23 protein-coding genes, 2 tRNA genes and 2 pseudogenes are annotated in these 26,293 nt (G+C 39.5%); 22 read left to right on the top strand and 5 right to left on the bottom strand.

Annotated features, from left to right (window positions below; all coding sequences use genetic code 11):
- The first annotated feature begins 5 nt into the window (after positions 1-5).
- The 9 genes and pseudogenes from IPK31_18945 to IPK31_18905 all read left to right on the top strand — a co-directional run bounded on the left by IPK31_18945 (position 6) and on the right by IPK31_18905 (position 6,915).
- Entirely contained in the window at positions 6-278 is a 273-nt protein-coding gene (locus IPK31_18945; protein MBK8089825.1) for a hypothetical protein, read from the top strand.
- 6 nt (positions 279-284) lie between these two features.
- Complete coding sequence (gene trpD / locus IPK31_18940) at positions 285-1,277, top strand: anthranilate phosphoribosyltransferase (GenBank protein MBK8089824.1); 993 nt, start codon at positions 285-287, stop codon at positions 1,275-1,277.
- Positions 1,277-2,065 carry an indole-3-glycerol phosphate synthase TrpC gene (gene trpC, locus IPK31_18935; GenBank protein ID MBK8089823.1) on the top strand — a complete coding sequence of 263 codons (789 nt, stop codon included), beginning with the start codon at positions 1,277-1,279 and terminating at the stop codon, positions 2,063-2,065. The genes trpD and trpC overlap by 1 nt, the downstream gene beginning before the upstream one ends.
- Positions 2,062-2,688 carry a phosphoribosylanthranilate isomerase gene (locus IPK31_18930; protein MBK8089822.1) on the top strand — a complete coding sequence of 209 codons (627 nt, stop codon included), beginning with the start codon at positions 2,062-2,064 and terminating at the stop codon, positions 2,686-2,688. Before trpC ends, IPK31_18930 begins: the two co-directional genes overlap by 4 nt.
- Before the next feature lie 155 nt (positions 2,689-2,843).
- Positions 2,844-3,509 (top strand): phosphoribosylanthranilate isomerase, encoded by a 666-nt coding sequence (locus IPK31_18925; protein MBK8089821.1) that lies wholly within the window; start codon positions 2,844-2,846, stop codon positions 3,507-3,509.
- A 92-nt stretch (positions 3,510-3,601) separates the two neighbouring features.
- Positions 3,602-4,168: a transposase gene (locus tag IPK31_18920; GenBank protein ID MBK8089820.1), complete on the top strand. Its 567-nt coding sequence runs from the start codon at positions 3,602-3,604 to the stop codon at positions 4,166-4,168.
- 162 nt (positions 4,169-4,330) lie between these two features.
- Positions 4,331-4,729 (top strand): hypothetical protein, encoded by a 399-nt coding sequence (locus tag IPK31_18915; protein ID MBK8089819.1) that lies wholly within the window; start codon positions 4,331-4,333, stop codon positions 4,727-4,729.
- Positions 4,730-4,863: 134 nt separating this feature from the next.
- Positions 4,864-6,068 (top strand): annotated as a pseudogene (trpB, locus tag IPK31_18910) (tryptophan synthase subunit beta).
- A 38-nt stretch (positions 6,069-6,106) separates the two neighbouring features.
- A pseudogene (locus IPK31_18905) lies at positions 6,107-6,915 on the top strand (tryptophan synthase subunit alpha).
- Between the two features lie 79 nt (positions 6,916-6,994).
- Here IPK31_18905 and IPK31_18900 read toward each other — a convergent pair.
- Positions 6,995-7,067 (bottom strand) — tRNA-Gly (locus IPK31_18900).
- A gap of 98 nt (positions 7,068-7,165) precedes the next feature.
- Between IPK31_18900 and hisH the strand changes: the two genes are divergently transcribed.
- Together hisH and hisA are read left to right on the top strand one after the other, a co-directional pair.
- Positions 7,166-7,762, top strand: coding sequence for an imidazole glycerol phosphate synthase subunit HisH (hisH, locus tag IPK31_18895; protein ID MBK8089818.1), 597 nt, complete (start codon positions 7,166-7,168; stop codon positions 7,760-7,762).
- A 1-nt stretch (position 7,763) separates the two neighbouring features.
- Entirely contained in the window at positions 7,764-8,480 is a 717-nt protein-coding gene (gene hisA / locus IPK31_18890) for a 1-(5-phosphoribosyl)-5-[(5-phosphoribosylamino)methylideneamino]imidazole-4-carboxamide isomerase (GenBank protein MBK8089817.1), read from the top strand.
- A gap of 1 nt (position 8,481) precedes the next feature.
- Here the strand turns inward: hisA and IPK31_18885 are convergent, their stop codons facing one another.
- Both IPK31_18885 and IPK31_18880 read right to left on the bottom strand, forming a co-directional pair.
- The gene (locus IPK31_18885) at positions 8,482-9,975 is read right to left on the bottom strand and encodes a polysaccharide biosynthesis C-terminal domain-containing protein (protein MBK8089816.1); all 1,494 of its coding nucleotides are present in this window, start codon (positions 9,973-9,975) and stop codon (positions 8,482-8,484) included.
- 16 nt (positions 9,976-9,991) lie between these two features.
- Positions 9,992-11,695: a M1 family metallopeptidase gene (locus IPK31_18880; GenBank protein MBK8089815.1), complete on the bottom strand. Its 1,704-nt coding sequence runs from the start codon at positions 11,693-11,695 to the stop codon at positions 9,992-9,994.
- Positions 11,696-11,739: 44 nt separating this feature from the next.
- On the opposite strand from IPK31_18880, the gene IPK31_18875 reads away from it, so the two are divergent.
- Positions 11,740-13,428: an ABC transporter substrate-binding protein gene (locus IPK31_18875; GenBank protein MBK8089814.1), complete on the top strand. Its 1,689-nt coding sequence runs from the start codon at positions 11,740-11,742 to the stop codon at positions 13,426-13,428.
- Positions 13,429-13,630: 202 nt separating this feature from the next.
- Complete coding sequence (locus IPK31_18870) at positions 13,631-14,878, top strand: T9SS type A sorting domain-containing protein (GenBank protein MBK8089813.1); 1,248 nt, start codon at positions 13,631-13,633, stop codon at positions 14,876-14,878.
- Positions 14,879-14,932: 54 nt separating this feature from the next.
- Here the strand turns inward: IPK31_18870 and msrA are convergent, their stop codons facing one another.
- Positions 14,933-15,616: a peptide-methionine (S)-S-oxide reductase MsrA gene (gene msrA / locus IPK31_18865; GenBank protein MBK8089812.1), complete on the bottom strand. Its 684-nt coding sequence runs from the start codon at positions 15,614-15,616 to the stop codon at positions 14,933-14,935.
- Between the two features lie 163 nt (positions 15,617-15,779).
- Complete coding sequence (locus IPK31_18860) at positions 15,780-16,364, bottom strand: DUF1684 domain-containing protein (GenBank protein MBK8089811.1); 585 nt, start codon at positions 16,362-16,364, stop codon at positions 15,780-15,782.
- Between the two features lie 193 nt (positions 16,365-16,557).
- Here IPK31_18860 and IPK31_18855 point away from each other — a divergent pair, with 193 nt between their 5' ends.
- From IPK31_18855 to IPK31_18815, 9 genes are all read left to right on the top strand, one after another.
- Positions 16,558-18,675 carry a DNA mismatch repair protein MutS gene (locus tag IPK31_18855; GenBank protein ID MBK8089810.1) on the top strand — a complete coding sequence of 706 codons (2,118 nt, stop codon included), beginning with the start codon at positions 16,558-16,560 and terminating at the stop codon, positions 18,673-18,675.
- Between the two features lie 105 nt (positions 18,676-18,780).
- A tRNA-Ser gene (locus tag IPK31_18850) sits at positions 18,781-18,865 on the top strand.
- A 507-nt stretch (positions 18,866-19,372) separates the two neighbouring features.
- Positions 19,373-19,816, top strand: a complete 444-nt coding sequence (locus IPK31_18845; protein ID MBK8089809.1) for a dehydratase — start codon at positions 19,373-19,375, stop codon at positions 19,814-19,816.
- Positions 19,817-19,818: 2 nt separating this feature from the next.
- Complete coding sequence (locus tag IPK31_18840; GenBank protein ID MBK8089808.1) at positions 19,819-20,970, top strand: extracellular solute-binding protein; 1,152 nt, start codon at positions 19,819-19,821, stop codon at positions 20,968-20,970.
- Complete coding sequence (locus tag IPK31_18835) at positions 20,967-22,106, top strand: CoA transferase (protein MBK8089807.1); 1,140 nt, start codon at positions 20,967-20,969, stop codon at positions 22,104-22,106. The genes IPK31_18840 and IPK31_18835 overlap by 4 nt, the downstream gene beginning before the upstream one ends.
- Positions 22,107-22,116: 10 nt before the next feature.
- Positions 22,117-23,283: a CoA transferase gene (locus IPK31_18830; protein ID MBK8089806.1), complete on the top strand. Its 1,167-nt coding sequence runs from the start codon at positions 22,117-22,119 to the stop codon at positions 23,281-23,283.
- A gap of 23 nt (positions 23,284-23,306) precedes the next feature.
- Positions 23,307-24,152: an amidohydrolase family protein gene (locus IPK31_18825; protein MBK8089805.1), complete on the top strand. Its 846-nt coding sequence runs from the start codon at positions 23,307-23,309 to the stop codon at positions 24,150-24,152.
- Positions 24,153-24,167: 15 nt separating this feature from the next.
- A complete protein-coding gene (locus IPK31_18820) occupies positions 24,168-25,205 on the top strand; it encodes a rhamnose:proton symporter (GenBank protein MBK8089804.1) in 1,038 nt (345 codons plus the stop codon).
- Between the two features lie 16 nt (positions 25,206-25,221).
- Positions 25,222-26,289 carry a Gfo/Idh/MocA family oxidoreductase gene (locus IPK31_18815; protein MBK8089803.1) on the top strand — a complete coding sequence of 356 codons (1,068 nt, stop codon included), beginning with the start codon at positions 25,222-25,224 and terminating at the stop codon, positions 26,287-26,289.
- Positions 26,290-26,293 lie beyond the last annotated feature (4 nt).

Below are 26,293 nucleotides of genomic sequence, written 5' to 3'. Positions count from 1 at the left end.
GTCATATGAGCTTATTTACATTTATTATGGCTTACAGAGGCGGTACCTATATTTCTCAGGAATCTGCAAAGGATTTAGAAACTGCGAAAAGCAAATGGGTTGATAACATTATTCTAAATGATATAAAATATTTTGGCCTCGCAATGCAAAAAGAATTAAAAAAAGAAATTGAAGAGGATGAATCAATTCTAATTCAAGGCATGAAAAGTATTTGGATTAATTGCTACAGAGTGAAGGGAGGATTTATTGTTGTACACATTATTAAAACAGCTAAATAATACTGAGTGAAAAAGATTTTACAATACTTATTTGAACATAAGGCACTTACAAGAGAAGCTGCAAAAGATGTTTTAGTAAATATCGGCAAGAGCATTTACAACGAACATGAAGTAACAGCATTCATGACTGTCTATCTTATGCGCAGTATTACCATTGAAGAACTGCAGGGCTTTCGTGATGCTTTGCTGGAACTTTGCGTGCCCGTTGATCTTGGTGGTTATGATGTACTGGATATAGTTGGTACAGGTGGTGATGGAAAAAACACCTTCAACATATCTACACTTTCCTGTTTTATAGTTGCAGGTGCCGGACAAAAAGTAGCCAAGCATGGTAACTATGGTGCTTCCACCATCAGTGGTGCAAGTAATGTAATGGAGCAGCTTGGTTATAAATTCAAGAACAGTACAGACAACTTAAAACGTGAAGTGGAAGAAGCGAATATTTGTTTCATGCATGCACCGATGTTTCATCCGGCATTAAAAACAGTTGGACCAATCCGCAGAAATTTAGGCATGCGTACATTCTTCAACATGCTGGGGCCGATGGTGAATCCTGCCAATCCTGCTTACCAATTGGTGGGTGTGTTCAATCTTGAAATGGCAAGAGTGTATAATTATTTATTGCAGCAAACAGGCGGAGCATTTACCATCATTCACAGTCTTGATGGATATGATGAAATATCACTGACCAACGATACCAAAGTGATCACCAATAAAGGCGAACGGATCATGACACCTGAACAGTTAGGCAAACGGATGGTGCAGCCAAGTGATCTGCATGGAGGAAACAGTATTGAAGAATCAGCAAAGATCTTTACAAAGATTTTAAGCGGTGAAGGAACATGGGCGCAGAATGCTGTGGTGATGGCGAATGCGGCTATGGGATTGTATTGCACAGGAAATTTTCAAACCTATGATGATGCCTATTCAGCAGCAGTTGAAAGTTTGGAAAGCGGAAGAGCCAATCAATCTTTGAAAACATTAATCAGCCTGCAGTAATGAATATACTTGATACCATCATTGAAAGTAAGCGGGAAGAAGTAATCAAAAAGAAAACAGAGAAACCTGTTGCTGAATTAGAGCAAACCGTGTTGTATACGAGACCTGTACTTTCATTGAAACAGTTTTTGCTGGATGATACAAGAACCGGCATCATTGCAGAGTTCAAACGAAAATCACCATCAAAAGGAATTATTAATGACAAGGTGGATGTGATTGAAGTAACATCAGCTTATGCCAGTAACGGAGCTTCCTGTTTGAGTGTGCTCACAGATGAACTGTTCTTTGGCGGAAGTACGGAAGACTTAGTGAAAGCAAGGGTAAATAAGATCCCGATTCTGCGGAAAGATTTTATTGTGGATGAATACCAGATCACGGAAGCAAAGTCAATGGGTGCTGACGTAATTTTGCTCATCGCTGCCTGTTTAACAGTAGCTGAAGTAAAACGGTTGGCGGCATTTGCAAAATCGCTGGGATTGGAAGTTTTACTGGAACTTCACGCAGAAGAAGAGCTGGGGCATATTTGTGAGGAAACAGAAATTGTGGGTATCAACAACCGCAACCTCAAAACATTTGAAGTGGATATTGAACGGAGTTTGCGGATGGCGAAACAGATTCCTGCAGATAAAATAAAAGTGGCCGAGAGCGGTATCAGCTCAGTAGAAAATATATTGTTATTTAAAGAGAATGGATTCAGGGGATTTTTGATTGGTGAAAATTTTATGAAAGAAGAAAACCCCGGGAAGGCATTTGAACAATTTGTAAGAACATTAAAAACCAAAGCATGAATATTAAAGTTTGCGGCATTACACAGCTGAAACAGTTACAGCAGTTAGAAGGACTGGATATTGATTTTGCCGGATTTATTTTCGACAAAGATTCTCCGAGATATGCGGAAGGAAAGCTCGATAAAAAAGAAGTGAAGAAAGCAGATTATGATCTGAAGAAGGTAGGTGTGTTTGTAAATCCAACGTACAGTGATATCCTCGATGCCATTGAAGATTATGGGTTGGATGTGGTGCAGCTGCATGGTGAAGAAACACCTGAATTCTGCAGTGATTTGAATGAAGATATTGAAGTGATCAAAGCATTCCGTATTGATGAAACAACAGGTTCTATTGATGAACTGGTTGCGCCTTATGACGGAGCCTGTGATTATTATCTGTTCGATACAAAAAGTGCTGATGCGAAAGGCGGAACCGGTAAACAGTTCGACTGGAGCATCATTGCAAAAAGCAAAATTGAAAAACCATTTTTCCTGAGTGGGGGAATTGGTGTGGCTGATATTGCAAAGATCAAAGCATTTAAACATCCTGATTTTTACGGAGTGGATATTAACAGCAAAGTGGAAAAAGAACCGGGTGAAAAAGATATGGCATTAGTGCTGCAGTTTAAGCTGGGGATGAAATAAAAACCCCAACCCTAAAGGGAGTAAGTCAAGAGCTTGAAAAAGTTACAGGTTGAAAATATATAACGATGCTCGCCGGTTTAATTTTAAACTGGTATAATATGAATGAACTGACCAACAATAGTGATGTTACCAGCTCCCCTCCTGAGCTTAGTCGAATGGATAGGGGGCGAGGGGGGCGTATTAAAGTTTGCGGTATGACAGACCTGGAACAGATGCATCAACTCGGTGAAATGGGTGTAGAGTTTGCAGGCATGATCTTTTATCACAAGTCGCCGAGATTTGTGCTGAAGCATTTAACCGGTGTACAGGTGAAGCGGGCAAAGCTGAAAGTGTATAAAGTAGGTGTGTTTGTGAATGCTTCCTATGATGAGATCATTAACCATGTAGAGAATTTCGGTTTGCATATGGTGCAGCTGCATGGCGATGAAACACCCAAGTTCTGTGAAAAGGTATCGGATTATATTTCAGTGATCAAGGCATTCCGTATTGCAGAAGATGATAATATTCCGTGGAAGATCAAAGACTATTATGAAGCCTGCGATATGTTTATGTTTGATACCATGGGTGCAGGATATGGAGGAACGGGAAAGAAATTCAACTGGGACATGCTGAAGGGATTGAATATCGGCAAACCTTTTTTCTTAAGTGGCGGAATTGAACCAACTGATGCAGCAGCTGTTAAAGAGTTTGCAAAAGAAGAAGTGGCGAAAGATCTGTTTTCATTGGATGTGAACAGCAAATTTGAAACAATGCCGGGGGTGAAGGATATGGGTTTGTTGAGGAAGTTTTTGTCTGAACTCCCGCCGAAGCTGGACAAGTGAGATGAGTGTGGGGTTGCTCTGCGAAGTCTCCAGACTTCGCAGTTCTATGCATCAAGTCTCTGACTTGATATAAAGAAACGAAAATATCTTATATGAAGGATATAGATTTCAGAGATGGTTATGTGATAAGGGATCAGTTTGCAACACACTTCTTAACGTTTACCGTGTGTGGTTGGATTGATTTGTTTTCACGGCAGGTGTACAGAGATATTGTATTGGACGCATTGCGTTTTGCCCAACAACAGGAGCAGTTAATTTTAAACGCTTATGTAATTATGAGTAACCATATGCACCTGATAGCAAGAGCAAACGATAAACAGAAAAAAACATTAAGTGATATTATTCGTGACTTTAAAAAATTTACACATAAACAAATGGTGACGGTTATAGAAAGTGAAAAAGAAAGCAGGAGTATTTGGATGAAGCATCAATTTAAATATTATGGAACGAAAAACCCAAATAATAAAGGATGGCAAATATGGAGTAACGATAATCATCCCGAAGAATGTTTCAGCAAAGCATTTACAGATACAAAGTTGGATTATACACATGACAATCCTGTAAGAGCAGGTATTGTTGAAAAGCCGGAAGATTATCTGTATTCCAGTGCATCGAATTATATTTTGGGGAGAGGGATTATGAATGTTGAGCTGATTTGATGTTTTGATGCTCTTCAAAGTCTCTAGACTTTGAGGTGCTATGCATCCTGTTTCTGACAGGATATTGAAAAGAAAAAGAAAAGTCGGGAGACTTTTAGCATAAAACTGCGAAGTCTGGAGACTTCGCAGAGCAGTTTTACTTACGAACTAATAATTGATGTCTTGAAAAATAAGTATTCGATAGGCGATGTATTCAAACTTAAATTAAAAAACAACGACATTGCTTTTGGAGTTGTAATAAGAGCAAATTTTAAAGGAACTGTTTTAGGATTCTTTTTTAAATCGGCTAAGAGTTTGAAGTTAAAAGATGGGTTAGTTAAAGTGAACTTAGATAAGATTGTTTTAAGATGTTTGTTTGGGGACTTAGGGATAATTAAAAAGAAGTGGAAAATAATTGGAAAGGTTTCAAAAGATCATGAAATCTTTAAGATGCCAGTTTTGGGCTTTTATAGATTAGATGACGATGATAATAAATACTATGTCACAGAATATGATCAAGATTTAGCTTTTTTTTTCAGAAAAAAAGCGAGTCAGGTTTATGTTAAGCGACAAATATATTGAAGATGCTGTTTATGGATATGGGCTGATAGAAAAGATTTTGAGTAAGTAGAAAAATGGTGAATAAACTTATTGGGGTAGAAGAGTGCGACGCAACAAAAGTAAAATAGTAGCACAGTTGCTGGCTACATAAAGAAATGAAAATGACAACAACATATCAACAACCTTCATCGCAAGGTTATTACGGAAAATTCGGCGGGGCCTATATCCCTGAAATGCTGCACCGCAATGTGGAAGAATTGCAGAGCCGTTACCTGGAGATTATGTATGAAACAGAGTTTCAGAAAGAATTCAGGGACTTGCTGAAAGATTATGTAGGCCGTCCTACACCGTTATATTTTGCAAAACGTTTGAGCAAACAGTTCAACACAAATATTTATTTAAAGCGGGAAGATCTTTGTCACACTGGTGCACATAAGATCAACAATACGGTTGGACAAATTTTGCTGGCACAACGTTTAGGAAAGAAACGCATCATTGCAGAAACTGGTGCTGGACAGCATGGCGTTGCAACTGCAACCGTATGTGCATTGAAAGGTGTGGAATGCATTGTGTACATGGGCGAAAAAGATATTGAACGGCAGGCGCCGAATGTGGCACGTATGAAAATGCTGGGTGCAAAAGTGATTCCCGCAGTTAGCGGAAGCAAGACCTTGAAAGATGCAACCAACGAAGCCATCCGTGACTGGATCAATAATCCCAACGATACACATTATATAATCGGCAGCGTGGTTGGTCCGCATCCTTATCCTGATATGGTGGCGAGATTTCAAAGTGTGATCAGTGAAGAAATACGCTGGCAGTTAAAAGAAAAAACAGGCAGTGAGTTACCAACACATGTAATGGCTTGCGTTGGTGGTGGCAGTAATGCAGCCGGTGCATTCTATCATTTTTGGATGAGTTGAGTGTGCAACTGGTTGCTGTTGAAGCAGCGGGTCATGGTGTAAACAGTGGTATGAGTGCAGCAACAACACAACTTGGGAAAATGGGAATCCTGCATGGAAGTAAAAGTTTGCTGATGCAGACAGAAGATGGACAGGTGGTAGAACCACATAGTATTTCAGCTGGGTTGGATTATCCAGGTATTGGTCCGCTGCATGCAAATTTGTTTGAGAGCGGTCGAGGCACATTCTTAAGTGCAACTGATGAGGAAGCATTACAGGCTGCATTTGAAATTGCAAGACTGGAAGGAATTATTCCTGCATTGGAAACTGCACATGCATTTTCTGCATTGAAGCAAATGAAATTTAAAGCAACTGACCAGGTGGTGATTTGTTTGAGTGGAAGAGGGGATAAGGATTTAGCGACATACATGAAGGAAATGGAAGCCCCCATCCCCTAAAGGGGAGTGAATAAAACTAAAAAATAAGCTACATACTAATGAACGAGTCAAGAATAAGCAGGTTGTTCAAAAGCACCCCTTCAGGGGCGGGGGGGCAACGTATACTGAATGTGTATTGCACAGCCGGTTACCCAAAACTCAACAGCACACTGGAAGTAATGAAAGCATTACAGCAAAACGGTGCAGACCTGATTGAACTGGGTATGCCTTACAGTGATCCGTTAGCTGATGGCCCGGTGATACAACATAGCAGTACTATTGCAATTAGTAATGGAATGACTATTCCTGTTTTGTTTAAGCAACTGAAAGAGTGGAGGGCTCATAGCTCCCCTTCAGGGGCGGGGGGCTTCCTGTTATTTTGATGGGATACATGAATCCTGTTTTACAGTATGGCTTTGAACAGTTTTGTGCTGATGCTGCATCTGTTGGTGTGGATGGATTGATCTTACCCGATCTTCCGGAATATGAATTTGAAACAGAGTATGGTGCTGTCATTAAAAAATATGGATTGGATTTTATTTTCCTGGTAACACCTGAAACGAGTGATGAGAGGATTCAACAACTGGATAATTTAAGTACAGGTTTTTTATATGCCGTATCATCGTCTTCCACAACAGGCAGTGATAAGAACATGACGGATGTGGATGCTTATCTGCAAAAGCTGAAAAGTCTGCAATTAAAAAATCCTGTACTGGTGGGATTTGGAATTAAAGACAAGCAAACATTTGATGCTGCCTGTGCGCATGCAAACGGAGCGATTATTGGAACGGCATTTATAAAAGCGTTGGAGAATGCAACTGATATAAGTGAAACAACGAAGAAGTTTTTGGAAGGAGTATTGAGTTGAGATTAATTGGATTTTGTAACAGGGATGTATTCAATCCCACCAATCCTTTAAATCTTATAAATCATGGTTCAGACAAATGAGCGGAAGACGGGGCTCGAACCCGCCACCTACAGCTTGGGAAGCTGTCGCTCTACCAGATGAGCTACTTCCGCTTGGAATATAAAAGTAGTAAAAACATGGATTGACAATCAATGAAACAAAAAAAAATGAAATTGATAGAGTTCCCCCTTCAGGGGGCGGAGGGGGCAACATAGCAATTGTAAGATATAACGCAGGAAAGATTCAGTCGGTGCTGTTTGCATTGGAGCGCTTGGGACTTGATGCAAAAGTGACGGATGATTTTGAAGAGCTGCAGAAAGCAGATAAAGTCATTTTTCCCGGAGTGGGTGCAGCCAGAAGTGCAATGGATAGCCTGAAAGAAAAAGGTCTGGACACTATTATTAAAGATTTAAAACAACCGGTGCTGGGAATTTGTGTGGGGATGCAATTGCTGTTTGATTATTCTGAAGAAAATGATACAGAATGTTTGGGAATTATTCCTGCAAAAGTAAAACTGTTTCAGAGTGAGATCATCAGCCCCGATATCCCCATTAAAGTACCACAGATAGGTTGGAACGATATTTATAATCTGAAGACCGGGCTGTTCAAAGATGTTCCTGAAAACAGTTATGTATATTATGTTCACAGTTATTATGCTGAAATGAATCCTTACTGTATTGCCACTTCGAATTACGGATTGGAATACGCTGGTGCTGTACAGAAGGATAATTTTTATGGCGTACAGTTTCATACAGAGAAGAGTGCGAAAGTGGGAGAGCAGATTTTAAAAAATTTTTTAGAACAGTAACATGCAGATTATTCCGGCAATAGATATCATCGATGGAAAATGCGTTCGATTGACTGAAGGAGATTATTCTCAGAAAATAATTTATAATGAAAATCCTATAGAAGTAGCTAAAGAATTTGAAGATGCTGGTCTCAACCGTTTACACCTTGTTGATCTTGATGGTGCCAAAGCAGGTGCAGTAAAAAACTGGAAAGTGCTGGAGGCAATTACTTCCAAGACTTCATTGGTAATAGATTTCGGCGGTGGTATTAAGAAAGAAGAAGATGTAAAAATCGTGTTGGAATCTGGTGCTGCATTTGCTACAGTTGGAAGTATTGCTGTAAAAGATGAAGCAACATTTGTTAGATGGTTGAAACAGTTTGGTGCTGATAAGTTTTTATTAGGTGCAGATGTAAAGAATGAAAAGATTGCTGTTGGCGGCTGGCTGGAAACAACTGATATCTGGATCTACGATTTCATTGAAAAATATCTCAGTCATGGAGTACAGCAGATATTCTGCACCGATGTAAGCAAGGATGGAAAACTGGAAGGTCCAGCAACAGAACTTTATAAAAACATTCTTCAAAAATTTCCTAAACTTCATTTTATTGCAAGTGGTGGTGTAAGCTCCATGAAAGATCTGGACGAACTGGCAGCGATTGGCTGTAACGGGGCCATTGTTGGTAAAGCCATTTACGAAGGACGGATAACCCTGAACGAATTGAAAAAGTTTTCCTGATTTAGTTTTTCCCGAAACGTTTCTTCGCTACTTCAACCAATTGCATTGCATCAGGGGTAAGCTTCAATACAAAAATTCCTGCAAGGAAAATAATGCTGAATAACAGGCTGCGTAAGATTACACCCATCCATCCCTGCATATCCCTGAACAGGAAATAACTGATGAAGTAGGCTGCAACACCCAGTAAAATACTCAGTAATGTTTTGCTGCTGAAAGGTTGCAGATTGTACCGTTTCCATAAAAAGGCATAGCGGATGGCATTATAAATGGAAAAAGAAATGAGGTTGGCGTAAGCACTTCCTTCGATACCAATTTTTTTGATGAGGATATAATTTAAAGGCAGGATCAGTAATAACAGGATCACTCCTGTCATAAATTCAAAGCGCCATTGTGTTGAAGTGGCAATAATCTGTGCATTTACACCTGTACCTGCATCAATCAATCTTGAAATACTGAGAATAAAAATAACCGTAATCCCTGTTGCATATTCACTTTGAATATGAAGCAGGCGGAATGCATCGCCGATATTCAGCCAGATCCCGCCAAAAATAAATAGCGCAGCAAGCAAAAGATTGATGGAAGACCGTTTGTATATACGATCGATTTCAATCATATTCTTATCCTTCCATGCCTGCGATAAAGCAGGTAAAGTAATGGAGACAATACTGCGTTGCGGAATCTGAATGAGGTTGGCAATAAAGGATGCCAAAGCGAAAATGCCGGTTTGTGTCAGCCCTATTAAACTGGCAATAAAAATGCTGTCCATTACCTGTGAAAGGATAAAAATGATCTGTCCCGCAAATACATAACTGCCAAGAACAGCTATTTTCTTTTTGAACTTCCTTGTTACCCGGCTGACGCTGAATGTAAAATGAAGCTGCTTGTTGCTGATCAGTAATGTTGCAAGTATCATTGTTATAACCAGGTACAGGAATGCAAACAACTGCATGAAAAGATGGAAATCAATCAGGCCGAGTAAATAGATTCCAATCAATGCCAATGTAAGGAGGCGCAAAGCTGTTTCACGGAGAAAAGCAGGGAAAATGGTTTTCTTTAAATTGTTGCTGAATGCTTCCAATATTGTAAACAGTAATATGCCCAATCCGAAAGGGAATATCCATTTGTAATAATCAACAAATAAAGCAGAGCGACCGGAAAACTTCTGAACGATTAATGGTTCAAAGATCCATCCTCCAATTGCGACAAGAATAAAGCCTCCAATGGCAGTGAGCAAAGCCCATGTCATCAAATCATTTTCTTTCTGCTTCAGGTTGTCTTTGTAATAGGGAAAGAATTTATAGATAACTGAAATAACACCAAGGTTGGCGAATGCGTACATCGTTTGTCCTACATCAAAAAACAAACGGGTTAATGCATATTCAGATGGAGTGAAAGATCCGTTCTTGGTAAAGAACCAGGTATTGATAAAGCCGAAAAAAAAGCCAATATAAATGACTATGCTGGAAATGATGGCTTGCTTCCTGATTTGTCCCATACTGTGGGCGAAGATATTATTTTACCTTATGATAGTTTACATAAAAGTTTCTGTCCATGTATTTGCTGATGTCTTCATCTGCTTTAAAGTTGGTATGCATCTTCTGCCATTTTTCAGTTGCCAGCATTAATCCATATTTAGGATTGCTGTTGCCGGGTAATAAAATAGGCATGTTGAAACCAGCAATACAATTCGACCAGCGGTAATACAGTATCTGTGCGCCGCCTTCCTGTGCAAGATAATATTCAAGTGTTGGAATCTGTGTTGTTCTCAGGTACTGATCAAACATTTTTGACAACTTGAATCCAGTACGTTTCGAAATAAAATCTTCTATCTCTGCAGTGGTAACGGTTTTGTGCCAATATTTTTGATTCATATCACGCAGCAATAAACGGAAAGAACTTTTATCGCCAATAATCTGCCTGATGTTATGAATCATGTTGCTGGCTTTGTAATACATATCGCCGCTTCCTTCATTGTTCAGATTGTATTTGCCAATGATCAGCTTATCATTCTGAATATTCTTTCGAATGCCTTGGACATAGGAATTACCTGCTTCAGTTCCGAAAATATAGTCAGTATAAAGCGTTTCACTGTAATTTGTAAAACCTTCATGCACCCACATATCAGCAATATCTTTTGTTGTTATATTATTCCCAAACCATTCGTGCCCGCTTTCATGAATGATAATAAAATCCCATTTGTTTCCCCAACCTGTTCCGCTCAAATCTCTTCCTCTGTATCCGTTCATATATTCATTGCCATAAGCAACTGCACTCTGATGTTCCATGCCGAGATAATTACTTTCTACCAGTTTATATCCATCTTCATAAAACGGATAGGGACCAAACCAGTATTCAAACGCATGAAGCATGGGTTTCACCTGTTCAAACTGTTTTTTTGCTTTGTCAAGGTTGTATTCTAATACATAATAATCAAGATCAAGCTTTCCTTTTTCTCCCATCAGTGTATCGCTGAAATGCGCATACTTGCCAATGTTCATGGTTACACTGTATGTATTAATTGGCTGGCTTACAAACCATGTCCAGATTTTATTTCCTTTTCCATCTGCCACAACATTTCTCAGACGCCCGTTTGAAATATCCATTAATGTGTCGGGTGCAGTGATGCTGATGAGTGTACTGTCGGGTTCATCACTCTGATGATCTTTGCAGGGCCACCAAACGCTTGCACCCAATCCCTGGAAGGCTGTACCAACAAATGGATTTCCTTTCTTATCTTTTTTCCATACAATACCTCCATCCCATGGCGCTCTTAATGCAGGCTTAGGTACACCGTGATAAAATAATTGTAATTGATGGATTGCTGTATTACTATTAATTGACTTTGGTAATTTTTTATTGGGAATATTGATGAACCATGCATGACCATCTCTTGTAAATGTAACCGCAACTCCATTTAAAACAGCACTGTCAATAGTCAGTGGTTCCTGTAAGTCAACCTGCATCCGGTTGTTTACTTTCTTTACAACTTTAAAATAGATTGTATTTGTTCCGGTAATTGTAAATTTTTCAATGTTGGGAGTAACATGCAGATCATACATCACAACATCCCACCATGACCTTTCAACAGTATTGGTTCCCCGCAATGTATCATTCCTTGTAAATTCATTTTCTTTTTGCTGAGGAAAAGCTGTAAGTGTCAGAAAACAAAATACAGTAAACAGGGCTGATGGTATGTATAGATTCTTTTTTTTCACCGAGTTGATATTTGACCCTAAATTTAGAGGTAATTCTTATGCAGATGATTAAAAATACAGGAAAGGAAAGCAGTGTTGGCCGATGGAGGTTGGCAGTTGGCAGGGTTTACCTTTCTTATTTTTCATTTTTCATTTTTTATTCTTCATTTCTGTTCCTTTCATCTTGTGGGAAAGCAAAGAAAAATGAGGAGAACTTCTTTCGCTACAATGAAGTGAGCGGAATCAGTTCGCTTGATCCTGCATTTGCAAAAAGTCAATCTGTAATCTGGGCAACCCATCAGCTTTATAATACACTGGTTGAAACAGATGAACAGTTGCACATTATTCCATCACTGGCCAAAAGCTGGGATATCAGTACAGACAGGTTGAGTATTGTGTTTCATTTACGGAAAGATGTGTTCTTTCATGATCATGAAGTGTTCCCAAATGGAAAGGGAAGGAAAATGATTGCTGCTGATGTGGCTTACAGTTTTCAACGGTTGATGGATAAGAATACTGCCAGCCCGGGTGCCTGGATCTTTAATAACAGAGTCGATGCAGAAAAAGGATTTGTTGCGGTAGATGATTCTACTTTCCAGATTAATTTATTAAAACCGTTTGTGCAGATACTTGGAGTATTGAGTAATGTGTATTGCTCCATTGTACCGAAAGAAGTGGTGGAAAAGTATGGAACTGATTTTCGCCGCAACCCCTGTGGCACCGGCCCTTTTCAGTACAAAGCATGGGAAGAAGGTCAGGCGTTGATCCTGGTAAAGAATAAAAATTATTTTGAAACAGACAGTACAGGTTTTCATCTTCCTTATCTCGATGGAATAAAAATTACTTTCTTGGATAATAAAGCAAGTGAGTTTCTTGAGTTCAGGCAGGGACGAGTGCATTTCATCAATGATATTGATCCTTCATTTAAAGATGAAGTGCTGAATAAAAAAGGAGAGCTGAGAGATAGCTGGAAGAATAAGATTATTTTAAACAAACATCCTTATTTAAATATTGAGTATATCGGTATACTGGTTGACTCAACCAATGAACTGGTTAAAAAATCTCCGCTGCGGTTGAAAGCAATCCGGCAGGCTATTAATTATGGATTCGACAGAAGAAAGATGATGCTGTACCTCTGCAACTCAATTGGTACTGCAGCAGAAAGTGGTTTTGTGCCAATGGGTTTACCCAGCTTTGATACAACGGTTGTAAAAGGTTATACATATAATAAAGAAAAGGCAATATCCCTGCTGCAGCAGGCAGGTTTCAGATCAATGAAGAATATGCCTGAAATAAAATTGCTCACCATCCCCATCTATGCCGACCTGGGAAGTTATATCGCAAGACAATTACAGGATATTGGATTGAATGTAAAAGTAGAAGCTGTTCAAAAAAGTTTATTGCTTACACAAACTTCTAAAAGCGAAGCATTGTTTTTCCGAGCCAGCTGGATTGCTGATTACCCCGATGCTGAAAATTATTTCAGTGTTTTTTATGGCAAGAATCCTGCACCTCCAAACTATACACGTTATCATAACACTTCTTTCGATGCATTATATGAACAGTCAAACAGGGAACCAAATGATTCAATACGTTACCGGTTATATCAGCAAATGGATCAGATGCTGATGGACAATCCTCCTGTTGTTCCGCTTTGGTATGATATGGTCATTCATCTTGTTCAGCCAAACGTAAAAGGGTTTAAACCCAATGCTCTCAATTGGCTTGAACTCCGTAAAACTCGAATCAGGTAGTTTTACGAATATCAATACGGACATTTACTATTGTTTACGGCTGGTTACAGTAATTTCTGCAAATTTTGTCTGATTTTGCTTGCATTTATAAGGGTTAACATTTAGGTTTGTCTTACAATACACTTATGACATCGTTGTATTGAATCGTAGATATCCGGAAAAATCATTCGTAAACCCTATTAGTAATTAAACAGTACCTACTATGAAGACGAATGGAATTCTACCCATTTCAAAAAAGCTATTGCTTTTTTTATTTTTATTTTTTGTTTTACAGCAAGCCACTTCCCAACCTGATTATTCTTTTACTTCAAGAACACATGAATCTGGTACCGATCTTCAGATTGGTGCAGTTTACCTGTATCAAAATGTAAAGTCAGGAACCGATGCAAGGGTTACCATCATAAATATAACTGGTGGTATATCATTAACAGACATTGACGGTTCAGGAGGATTTACTGAAGCGCTGCAACCGGTAATATCTGTGCCGGCTTTTTCCAATGGATATATCGAATTCAGAATTGATTTTTATCAGGCAGGTACACTTAATCCTTCTGTTCAGGTAGAGATCCCTATTACGCCAATTGACGTAGATGGTCAGAAATATGGCGGGTTGCCATTATATGAATTCGATGAAGTGCATAATACTACCGGTTATACAATGTATCAGATGTTAGGTGGTGAAATCACCATGTCTAAATCAGGATCATGGGTACGGGGCAAAAATAATGCTGCAAGTAATTATCCGGGTATTGATACTACAAGTAAAGAGGTCATGTTCACATCCGTTAATGCCGGAATAAGTTCACTATCAGTTCGGGTGGGTGCAGACAATACATCAAATGCAAGTGCATCGAGATTGCGAAGTTTTTATTTCAAAAAATTTGAATATGAGCATCAGGGTATTTTGTCTGTAAACTCACTTATCTATTTTGGCGGAACCGCACAGGATAATCGTGTTGAATTGAAATATGAATTAAATGAACCTTCAAAAGTGCAGGAAGTAATTGCAGAAAGAGCGGGAACTGATATGGTGTTTACTGCTTTCAGCAAAACAGGTATTAATGAAGGGCAAGTCAAATATAGTCTGTATGATGCCTATACTGGTGATATTGCTTTTTACCGCATAAAAATTGTGAATATATCCGGGCAGCTTTCATACAGTAATGTTTTAAGGTTTGAAAACCGCAATAAATCAAAAGCAATTTTTAAAGTTTATCCATCAATTGTAAATGATCAGGCAACGGTTCAGTTTCAGTCTGTGACTGATGAAACGGTCATGATTCAGATAGTAGATTTTAACGGTCGTATTGTGTACAGTAAAAATAATCCTGTTCAAAAAGGCTTCAATAATTTTTCAGTAAACGGGTTGGGTAATTTGGGCGCCGGTAACTATGTTTTAACCGTACGCAAAGGGAAGGAGCTGTTGCAGCAGAAAATTATTAAAATGTAAAATTGTAATTGGTCTCTTATAAAAACAGCCCTTGTTAACAAGGGCTGTTTTAGTTTAATTCTTCCTCATCTTATTCTTGAATACTTTTTCAAACTTATCTAGCTTGGGTTTAATAACATAGTAACAATAAGGGTTAGAGTTCTTATTCATGTTGTAATAATTCTGATGATAATTCTCCGCCTCGCTGTAATTTTTGTAAGCTTCAATTGTTGTTACAAGCGGCTTGTCAAATGCACCGCTTTTATCCAGTTCTGCTTTGTATTTTTCAGCTTTTGCTTTTTGTTCGGCATCATGATAAAAAACTGAACTGCGGTATTGGGGGCCAGAATCATTGCCCTGACGGTTCAGAGTTGTCGGGTCATGTGTTTGCCAGAAGATTTCAAGCAGTTCATCAAATGAAACTTTTTTCGGATCAAAGATGATCTGCACCACTTCTGCATGCCCTGTTGTTTTACTGCATACTTCTTCATAGGTTGGATTAATAACATGCCCGCCGCAATACCCACTGCTGACTTTCAATACTCCATCCACCTGTTGAAAAATAGCTTCCACACACCAGAAACATCCTGCACCAAAAGTGGCCGTATCTGTTTCTGATTCATGTAACGAACCCCCTGCAAAAGCGGTCAGCTTTGTATTATCATTCATAGTTCTGTTTTTACTTTCACCTGTTGCACAGGACAATAACTGAAACGAGCCAGCCGCAACACTGATACTTAAAATTAGTTTACTCCACATAATCGTTTGTCGTTTTTAGCAATATGCAATTTACGTGTAAAATTGTGCCAGAAGATTTCCCGGCTTTGTATTGCGGCTGACAATTTAAGGATTTTACAATCGCTTTAACGTTTGTGATAAACTGTTTGTTCAGCAGCCGTTTTAAAACCTGAACAAACCATATTTAGTGTTTGCCAAAGTTCTTTTCACCTGCATAAATGGTAATCGCCAGATCATTTTCCTGTGGTGGTATGGGGCAGTTATACCCCGTTGTGTATGCACAGTATGGGTTGTATGCCTTGTTGAAATCAATCACATAACGGTTGTTGGTAATATCTGAAATTAACAGGTCAATATACCTTCCGCCGCCATAGGTTTCAATGCCCGAAGTTTTATCAGTAAAGGGAATGAACAAATGCTCTTTGTATTTTTCTGAACCCATTAAGGATTTTGACTGATAATCCTGCAACTGAACGGGAGTGTCGTGTACTGAAAAACGGATGATGCCGTAAACCCTGTATTGCTTTTTTTCAATTCCGGATGTATTCATTAAAAACCAGGGACTGTTTTCTTTTCGTTCAAATACGGTTGTTATTCTGTACTCATTACTTACAGGGAAAAAGTTCATTCTTTTTTTGCTTTTGTCAGTCACCACTTCATGATCTTTTACATATTGCTGTTGAAAATTTGAAAGAGAATCTTCATAGCTCAAAGATTGGCCTTCGCAAAGGAAGGGGAACAGAAGCAGGGACAGAAAAAAGAAACGCATAAAATCAGCAGTTTTGTTTCGCAATGATATGAAATATTGATGTTCACATATCTGCAGTAAAGGAAAACTGTGGTGAAAAGGGATATACACACTGAGAGGACTGTTTCACAGTGATACTGACGTACAAGTGAGTGACACAACGAACGATGAATAGAATTACCTTTGCCGGCAACAAAAAAGAGGCTTTTCTGTGATAAAATTTGTCCCTGAATCGGCATTAGTGCAGCTGGAATTTGATAAAGTGAAGGCTTTATTGCATGAACATTGCAAAACGGAGTACGCAAAAGAAAAGGCGAAGGAACTCCGCATCCATACAAAAAAGGAATACATCCAGCTGGAACTGCAGCAGAGTTATGAATTTAAGCTGTTGCTGGAACAGGCACAGTATTTCCCTAATGATTATATCCTGAATCTTTCAAGAGAATTAAAACTGGTGGGAATTCCAGGGGCAGTGCTGGCTGAGGAACAACTGGTGCAGATCCGGAGACTGGCAGTGAATACGCAGAATATATTCCGTTGGTTTGATGCAGACCGCCGCTCGGCTTATCCTGCTTTAACCAATGTAATTGAAGGAACCTATTATGAAAAAGTAATTCTTGAACTGATCAATGATGTGCTGGATGAAAGCGGTGTGGTGAAAGATGATGCAAGTGAAGAGTTGAGAAGAATAAGAATGGATCTGTACAGAAAACGCAATGAGTTGCGGCGGGAGTTTGAAAAAGTGCTGAAGAAATTACAGAAGCAGGGTTATGTGGCAGATATTGAAGAATCATTTTTAAGCGGCAGAAGGGTAGTGGCTTTGTTTGCAGAACAGAAACGGCAGGTAAAAGGAATTCTGCATGGCGAAAGTGAAACAAGAAGAACGGTTTTTGTTGAACCGGAAGAAACAATTGAACTGAACAATGATATTTTTAGTCTTGAAAATGAAGAGAAACGTGAAGTGTACCGTATCCTCCGTGAGTTAACATCTCAACTTTCTGTTTATGCTTCGTTGCTGACAACTTATCACACAATACTTGGCGAGTATGATTTCATTCATGCCAAAGCAAAACTGGGCGTTGCCATGCAGGCAAACTATCCTATGTTGAGTGATAAAGCGGTGATTTATTTAAGAGATGCTTATCATCCGTTACTGTTACTGTACAATAAAAAGAACGGCAAGCCAACAATACCTACGCAAATTAAACTGGATGATAAGAATCGCATTCTTGTTATTTCCGGTCCCAATGCCGGTGGTAAAACGGTTACCATGAAAACTGTTGGGTTAATGCAGCTGATGGTGCAGAGCGGATTGCTGGTGCCGGTTCATCCAGACAGTGAGTTTGGATTGTTCAAGCAGGTGATGATTCACATAGGCGATACGCAGAGTATTGAATATGATCTCAGCACTTACAGCAGTCATTTACTGCACATGAAACATTTCATGGAAACAGCCAATGGCCGTACGTTGTTTTTTATCGATGAGCTGGGAAGTGGAAGTGATCCGAATTTGGGTGGCGCTTTTGCCGAAGTAATCTTACAGGAATTAGTGAAAAAACATTCGCTTGGAATTGTAACAACGCATTACCTCAACCTGAAAGTAATGGCCAACCATACACCGGGTATTATCAACGGTGCTATGAGTTTTGATGAACGGAGTTTGCAGCCATTGTACCGCCTGATCATTGGCAAGCCCGGAAGTTCCTACACGTTTGCCATTGCTGAACGTATTGGACTGGATAAAGCTCTGATTGAACGTGCAAGAAAACTTGTTGAAGAAGATCATTTCAGGTTAGATAAATTATTAAACACGGCTGAGAGCGATCTGCGTCATATTGAAAAGAAAGAAAAAGAGCTCAATCAACTGTTGAGAGAAAACGACCGGCTTAAAAAAGAAATGCAGCAGGTACTCAACAAAGAAAAGCATGAACAGCAGGTAGAGTTACTCAAGCAGCAAAATAAGATCACCGAAGACCGGCTTGCTTATTTGAAAGATATGGACAGGAAACTGAAAGCGATTGTGCAGGAATGGAAACGGAGTGATAATAAGCAGGAGGTGATGAAGCAGATAAATGCATTACTGTTTAACCAGAAACAAAAACAGGTAGCCGAGAAAAAGGATAAAAAGCTGGATGCAAAGTTTAAGGAAGTTGGCGGTGAAATTAAGCCCGGAGTAAAAGTAAAGATGATGAAGAACCGCCAGGTTGGGATTGTAAAAGAACTTCGTGGTAAGAACGCAGTGGTACAATTAGGAGCCATTCCTATCACTGTAAGTTTGACTGACCTCGTGGTAGTAATTGACAAAGTAGAAGAATCTTCAGCATCTTCCTGATATTTTTTTTCGCTGAAACCCTTTGCAGGCGGCTGTTTCAGCCGCCTGCTTTTTTATTTCACAGTATTTTTTGGGACAAATTACCTGTAACCGTACTTTTGCGCCGGAGAGATGGCAGAGCGGTCGAATGCGGCGGTCTTGAAAACCGTTGAGGTGAAAGCCTCCGGGGGTTCGAATCCCTCTCTCTCCGCTCAACTTCAGAAAGACTATTAAAACGGTCTTTTTCTTACAATTGAACGGAGTATACAAAAACTCACCTGTTTACATCAAATGTTCAGGTGAGTTTTTCTTTATATACTAAGCAATCTGCCTTAATTAACCGATCAGCCAATCGCAGATGATTTTTAAATTAATTAAGTAAAATAGTACCCGCTTTTTAACTCCGTTCATTCAAAAGCATTGATTTTTACCCGATAAACAGGATACGGCTGTTTAGATGTATGGTAAGATATTCCATCATTTCAGTAAAACCTTCCATTGAATCCCCCGCCTTCCTGTATTACTTTCAACTTCTGAAAATCCCGGTATTGTCGTAATGAAAATATTCAGGGCATAACGATTGTGATAAGGCTGCTATGATTGGTTAAAGCTTTCGCATCTGCTTCCACCTCAAACCTTCTCCCAACTGTTACTGCTGATACTTCAGAGATGACCGGTTGAATCAACCAGATCTGATGAACAAAACTGATTGAGCGCCATGTTTATAAAAAAATACTTTGAAGAATTTCAACTGAACGATCTCCGTACAACAAAGGGCAGAACCATTACGGAAACAGATATCGTTATCCATGCCGGACAATCAGGCGATTTTTTCCCTCATCATATGGACGAAGAATGGTGCAAAACCCAACCATTTAAACAACGCATTGCACATGGCACACTCATTTTTACTGTTGCCATTGGTTTAACGGCAGATTTTGTGAATGAGGTTTCCATGACTTACGGTTACGAACGTCTGCGTTTTACGAAACCGGTGTTCATCAACGATACAATTAAAGTCATCATTACAATTAAAGACAAGAAAGACCATAAAAAACCGGAGTATGGATTGGTAACAGAACTCGTGGAATGTTTCAACCAGCACAATGAACTGGTGATGATCTGTGAACATCTATTACTGGTTCAAAAAAGCAACGTTTAAAAATGGCAGCAATCGTTTTGAACGGCATCACATGGGGACACAGCAGGGGCATTTCGCCCTTGCTGGCTGTGTCCCAACGTTACAACGAACTGCATCCTGATGTTGAAATCAGGTGGAAGAAAAGAACACTCCAGGAATTTGCTGATTTCCCCATTGAAAAATTGACAGAAGAATATGACCTGCTTATCATTGATCATCCCTGGGTAGGCTGTGCAGCAGCAACCAAATGTGTTATGCCGCTGAATAAATATTTACCAGCAGGATATTTAAATGATCAACAGGCCAATTCAGTTGGTCTTTCGCATAGCAGTTATAATTATATTCATCAGCAATGGGCACTGGCCATTGATGCAGCAACGCCTGCTGCCAGTTACCGGAAAGATTTACTGAAAGAAATTCCGAAAACATGGAATGATGTACTTGATCTTGCAAAACAGGGCAAAGTAGCAGTTCCTGCTATTCCGATTGATTTGCTGATGAACTTTTATACCTTCTGCATTGCACATGGACAGGAACCGTTTCAAACAGAAGAAGATGTGATTGAAAGAGAAACAGGGATTCTTGCTATCAACACAATGAAACAATTGTACAGCCTGGTTGATCGCAAAATGTTTACCTGCAATCCCATTGCTGTTGCTGAACTGATGAGTTCAACCAACGATTACTGGTATTGCCCCTTTGCATATTGTTACAGTAATTATTCAAGAGCAGGTTTTGCAGAATATCTACTGCATTATACAGATGTTGTTTCGTTTAATAATACAAAACTGCGGACAACCATTGGCGGAACAGGTTTGTCGGTATCTGCATTCTGTAAACATAAAGATGTGGCGATTGATTTTGCAGCCATGGCTGTATCGGGTGAATGCCAGCGGACAATCTATGTACAGAACGACGGGCAACCGGGGCACCGCTCTGCATGGCTTGATGAGAAAGCCAATCAGTTAACAAATGATTTTTTTAAACAGGTATTACCCATCATGGACAATGGTTATATGCGGCCACGTTACAATGGTTATCTGCATTTCCAGGATCATGCAGGAAATCCATTGCAGCAATGTTTAATGGAAGATGGTGATCCTGCAACTGCTTTGAATGAAATGAATAAAATTTATCAGCAGAGTTTGAATAAACAATTAACAGGCAGCTTATGATGAATTTACCTTTAGATGGATTGGTGGTGCTTGAGTTCAGCCAGTATTTATCCGGGCCTTCAGCAGGGTTACGTTTGGCCGATCTTGGTGCAAGAGTGATTAAAATAGAACGACCCAAAGGTGGTGATGCCGGAAGGAAATTAGCGATTAAAGATTTATGGGTCGATGATAACTCCTTACTGTTTCATACCATCAACCGCAATAAAGAAAGTTTTACTGCTGATCTGAAAAACAAAGAAGACCTCGCAGTTATAAAAAAACTCATAGTAAAGGCCGATGTGCTCATACATAATTTCAGGCCTGAAGTAATGGGGAAGAATGGATTGGATTATACAACAGTACAGGAAATTAATCCACGTTTGGTATATGCAGCAATTTCAGGTTATGGAACAAAGGGCCCATGGAAGGATAAACCCGGTCAGGATTTACTGGTTCAATCTTTAGCTGGTCTTGCATTTACTACAGGTAACGGAACAAACGGGCCGGTACCTTTTGGTATTTCTGTTGCAGATATTTTAGCAGGCTCACAGGCCGTGCAGGGAATTCTGGGTGCATTGATCCGTCGGCAAAAAACAGGAAAGGGTGCGTTGATTGAAATCAGTATGATGGAATCATTACTCGATTTCCAGTTTGAATTACTTACCACTTATTATGCAACACATCAGCAACCGAAACGGAGTAAGGTTGCCAATGGTCAGCCCTTGCTGAGTGCGCCTTATGGAATTTATGCTACAGCCGATGGATTTATTGCATTGGCCATGATCGATATTCATGTACTTGCTAACGCCATTCATTGCGATGCATTAAAGCAGTTTTCAAAAGACCAGGCTTTTTCAGCAAGGGATGAAATCAAAACAGTACTGGTTGATCATCTTATCAAACAAACGACCAATACATGGTTAACTGATTTACAAAAAGAGGGGCTATGGGCAATGGAAGTATTTGACTGGGAAATGATGACCAATCATGAGGCTTATCAGAGTTTAGATATGGAACAGCTGATTAAAGTTGCAGATAAAGAAATCATCACAACAAGATGCCCGATCAGGATTAACGGACAAAAATTAGTATCCGGCAAACCTGCACCGCAATTAGGTGAGCACAATGAACAGCTGCATCATGATTTTATAAATTAGAAACAGAACAATGAATTTACTACAGGATATTATCGTTGTTGATTTCAGCCAGTTTTTATCTGGCCCATCGGCAGCATTACGCTTGGCAGATATGGGCGCACAGGTGATTAAAGTGGAGCGGCCGGGAACTGGTGATATCTGCCGTGAGTTATATGTTTCCGATGTGATGATTGAAGGCGAATCAACCATTTTTCATGCCATCAACCGAAATAAACAAAGCTATGCAGCTGATTTAAAAAACCCTGATGACTTGGCGAAAGTAAAACTGCTGCTGGCAAAAGCCGATGTGATGATGCATAATTTCAGACCCGGCGTAATGGAACGTATCGGGTTGGATTATGAAACGGTAAAGCAGATTAATCCCGGTATCGTATATGCAGAAGTAAGCGGATATGGAACGGAAGGGCCATGGAAAGATTTGCCGGGACAGGATCTCTTATTGCAATCAGCATCAGGTTTAACATGGTTGAGTAATAACCATGATGAGGATCCAACACCAATGGGTGTGGCCGTTGTTGATATAATGGCAGGAACACATGTTGCACAGGGAATACTGGCGGCATTATATAAAAAAGGAATCAGCGGAGAAGGTGCATTGATACAGGTGAGTATGTTTGAAAGTATTCTTGATTTCCAGTTTGAAGTACTCACCAGTTATTACAATGATGGGCGTCAACTGCCTGTAAGAGGAGCAGTGAACAGTGCTCATGCTTACATTGCTGCACCTTATGGCATCTATAAAACAAATGATAGCTACATTGCATTGGCAATGACGAATATTCCCGCTATGGCAGAATTGCTGCAATGTGAACCATTGAAACAGTTCATTGACTGGAACGATTGGTTCAGTAAAAGGGATCAGATAAAAAAAGTACTGGCTGATCATTTAGTAACAAGATCAACCGCCAGCTGGCTGGAAATTTTAGAGAAAGCTGATATCTGGTGTGCGGCTGTATTGGATTATGATAGTTTGTCAAAAGAAGAAGCATACAGGGTATTGAATATGGAAGTAACGGTAAAAACAAGTAATGGTTTATCTGTTACCACAACCAGGTGTCCGTTAAGGGTGGATGGCGAATTGTTATTATCAGCTAAAGGTGCTCCTTTACTGGGCGAGCATAATAAAGAAATAGAACAGCAGTTTGGATTAATTAAACAATTGGAAGGAAGTAATTAATTTGCTTTCTTAAGATTTATACGATGATTGCGGATACACATATTCACATCTGGGATTTTAACCGTGCTGATTATGCATGGCTGAAAAATAATACAACAATCCTCAACCGTACATACAGTATTGAAGAGCTCGAAACCGAAAGAAGGGAAATGGGTATCAGCAGCGGAATATTAGTACAGGCTGCCAATAATTTTGAAGATACCGACTGGATGCTGCATGTAGCTGAGAATACAGATTGGATTGCAGGTATTGTTGGATGGCTGCCATTAACTGACCCCGATGCAACGTTGAAAGCATTGCAAAGGAAATATGGCAAAGAAAAATATTTTAAAGGTGTACGTCATTTGATTCATGATGAAGCGGATCCAAAGTGGTTGCTGCAACCGGAAGTGATCGACAGTTTGAAGATATTAGCGGAGCATGATATTCCTTATGAAATAGTGGGAATATTACCGGCGCATATTGAAACAGCTCTTAAAGTGGCAGAAAAAGTTCCCGCTTTGAGGATGGTGTTTGATCATTTGAATCAACCACCCATTGCAACGAAAGAAAGATTCGGTGTTTGGGGTGAACTGATGAAGGAAGCAGCAAAGCATAAAAATTTATATGCAAAGATTTCTGGATTAGGCACCGCATCAGGCAACTTTGAAAACCGGAAAGCGGCAGACATCAAACCCTATATTGAATTTATCATTGATCAGTTTGGAACTGACCGTTGTTTTTGCGGTGGTGATTGGCCGGTATCATTATTAGCAGGCAGTTATATTACAACATGGACATCTTATAAGGACATCATTAACGAACTGGCAAACGAAAGCGACAGAGAAAAGATATTTTATACCAACGCAAAGAGTTTTTATTCTTTTTAAATAACAGCAAAGTAAATGGAAGTTATCAATGGAGTTTTGTTTCATGCAGTTGGCGCTTCCAGTGCATCGCTTTGTTATACACCACAGAAAAAAGTTAAAGGCTGGAGCTGGCAAACCTACTGGTTAACGCAGGCATCTGTCTGCTGGTTGATTCTTCCACTCATCATTGCTTACTTCACCATTCCGCAACTGATCACTGTTTTAAAGGAAGCACCTGCTGCTGCCATGCAGAAATCGTTCTTACTGGGCACGGCTTATGGGGTAGGAGGAACTGCGTTTGGAATTGCAATCCGATATGTTGGATTTTCATTAACCTATGCCATTGCTGTAGGTATCAGTTGTGTGCTGGGAACAATACTGCCACCAATTGTTGATGGTACAATTGATGCCATATTATTAAGTAATGGTGTTTCTTATCTTGTAAGCGGCATATCAATGGGTGTTGTTGGGATTGCTGTATGCGGTATGGCAGGCAGAAGCAAAGAAAAAGATATTGAGCGGAGAGAAAATAATAAAACCACTTTTTCCTTACGCATAGGATTGCCAATTTGTTTACTGGCTGGTGTCTTATCTGCTTTCTATGGTTTTTCACTGAACCAGGGGCAGCCCATTGCAGATGTGGCCGCTAAATATGGTGCAGGAAATTACCAGGGAAATGTGATCTATATTTTTTCGAATTCAGGTGCGTTTGTGATTGCTCTTCTGTATACCTTGTTCTTACATAAAAAGGAAAAAACATTTCAGCAATTCACTTCAGCAGAGGGTGGAAGTTTGGGTATGAATTATTTGATGTCCATACTTACAGGGTTGCTCTGGTATGGTCAATTCTTTTTTTATGGATTAGGTCATGTGCGGATGGGGAAATATCAATTTACCAGTTGGGCTATTCATATGATTATGCTGGTATTACTGAGTGCAGTTGCAGGATTGGTTATGAAGGAATGGAAAAACAGCAGTAACAGAACAATCAGGCTGCTGATTGTTGCTATACTTATTCTTATTACCGCTGTTCTATTATTAACATATGGAAACAAATTAGGCAGTTCTGTATAAGTAATTTTATAAAATGATGTCAGATTCAACCTCTTCTTTACAAACTTCATTACCGATCTATATTATCGGTGCCGGAGGCATTGTAAATACAGCTCATTTGCCTGCCTATAAAATGGCAGGGTTTCATGTGCAGGGTATTTTTGACCTGGATTTTGCACGATCGGTTGAAACAGCAAAGAACTTTGATATTCCAACTGTGTTTGAAAGCCTGGATGAAATGCTTCATCAGTTACCTGAACAGGTTGTGTTTGATGTTGCAGTGCCGGGGAAAGCCCTGATAAATATTCTTGAACAATTACCCGATGGTTCTGCAGTATTGATGCAGAAGCCGATGGGTGAAAATATTGCATCCGCAAAGGCTATCCTGGAACTTACACGGAAAAAGAAACTGACTGCGGCCGTTAATTTTCAATTACGTTATGCGCCGTTTATCCTGGAAGTAAAAAAAATGATGGCTGATGGATCAATTGGTGCAATCAATGATATTGAAATAAACGTAAATGTTTTTACTCCCTGGCATCTCTGGGATTTTCTGTTTACATCTCAAAGACTGGAAATTCTTTATCACAGCATTCATTATATCGATCTTGTAAGAAATCTCCTGGGAAATCCTGTATCTGTTTTTGCAAAATCAACGAAACATCCTTCGATGTCTGAACTCTCTTCTGTTCGGAGTAATATCATACTCGATTATGGAGAACTGATCAGGGCAAATGTTTTAACCAATCACTGTCATAACTACGGCATGCCCAAGCAGCAATCATATATTAAAATTGAAGGAAGCAAGGGTGCTGTGATCATCAACTTCGGTGCACTCATCAATTATCCAAGAGGTGCTGCTGACAGTTTTGAATATGTATTGCTGGAAGAAGGGAAAGAGCCCGTGTGGAAAGAAAGGAAAATTGAAGGCAGCTGGTTCCCACATGCCTTTATGGGAAGTATGGAACAATTAATGCTGGCTGCCGAAGGGAAAATTTCACGGCCTGATAATTCGGTAGAAGATTGTATTGATACTATGGCTTGTGTGGAAGCAGCTTATCAAAGCAACGAAAAAGGTGGAGTGAAGTTGAGTGATATTAAATAAGTGG

This window comes from Chitinophagaceae bacterium, assembly GCA_016713085.1.
In the GTDB taxonomy this organism is placed as follows: domain Bacteria; phylum Bacteroidota; class Bacteroidia; order Chitinophagales; family Chitinophagaceae; genus Lacibacter.
This window is presented reverse-complemented; position numbering and strand designations above follow the sequence as displayed.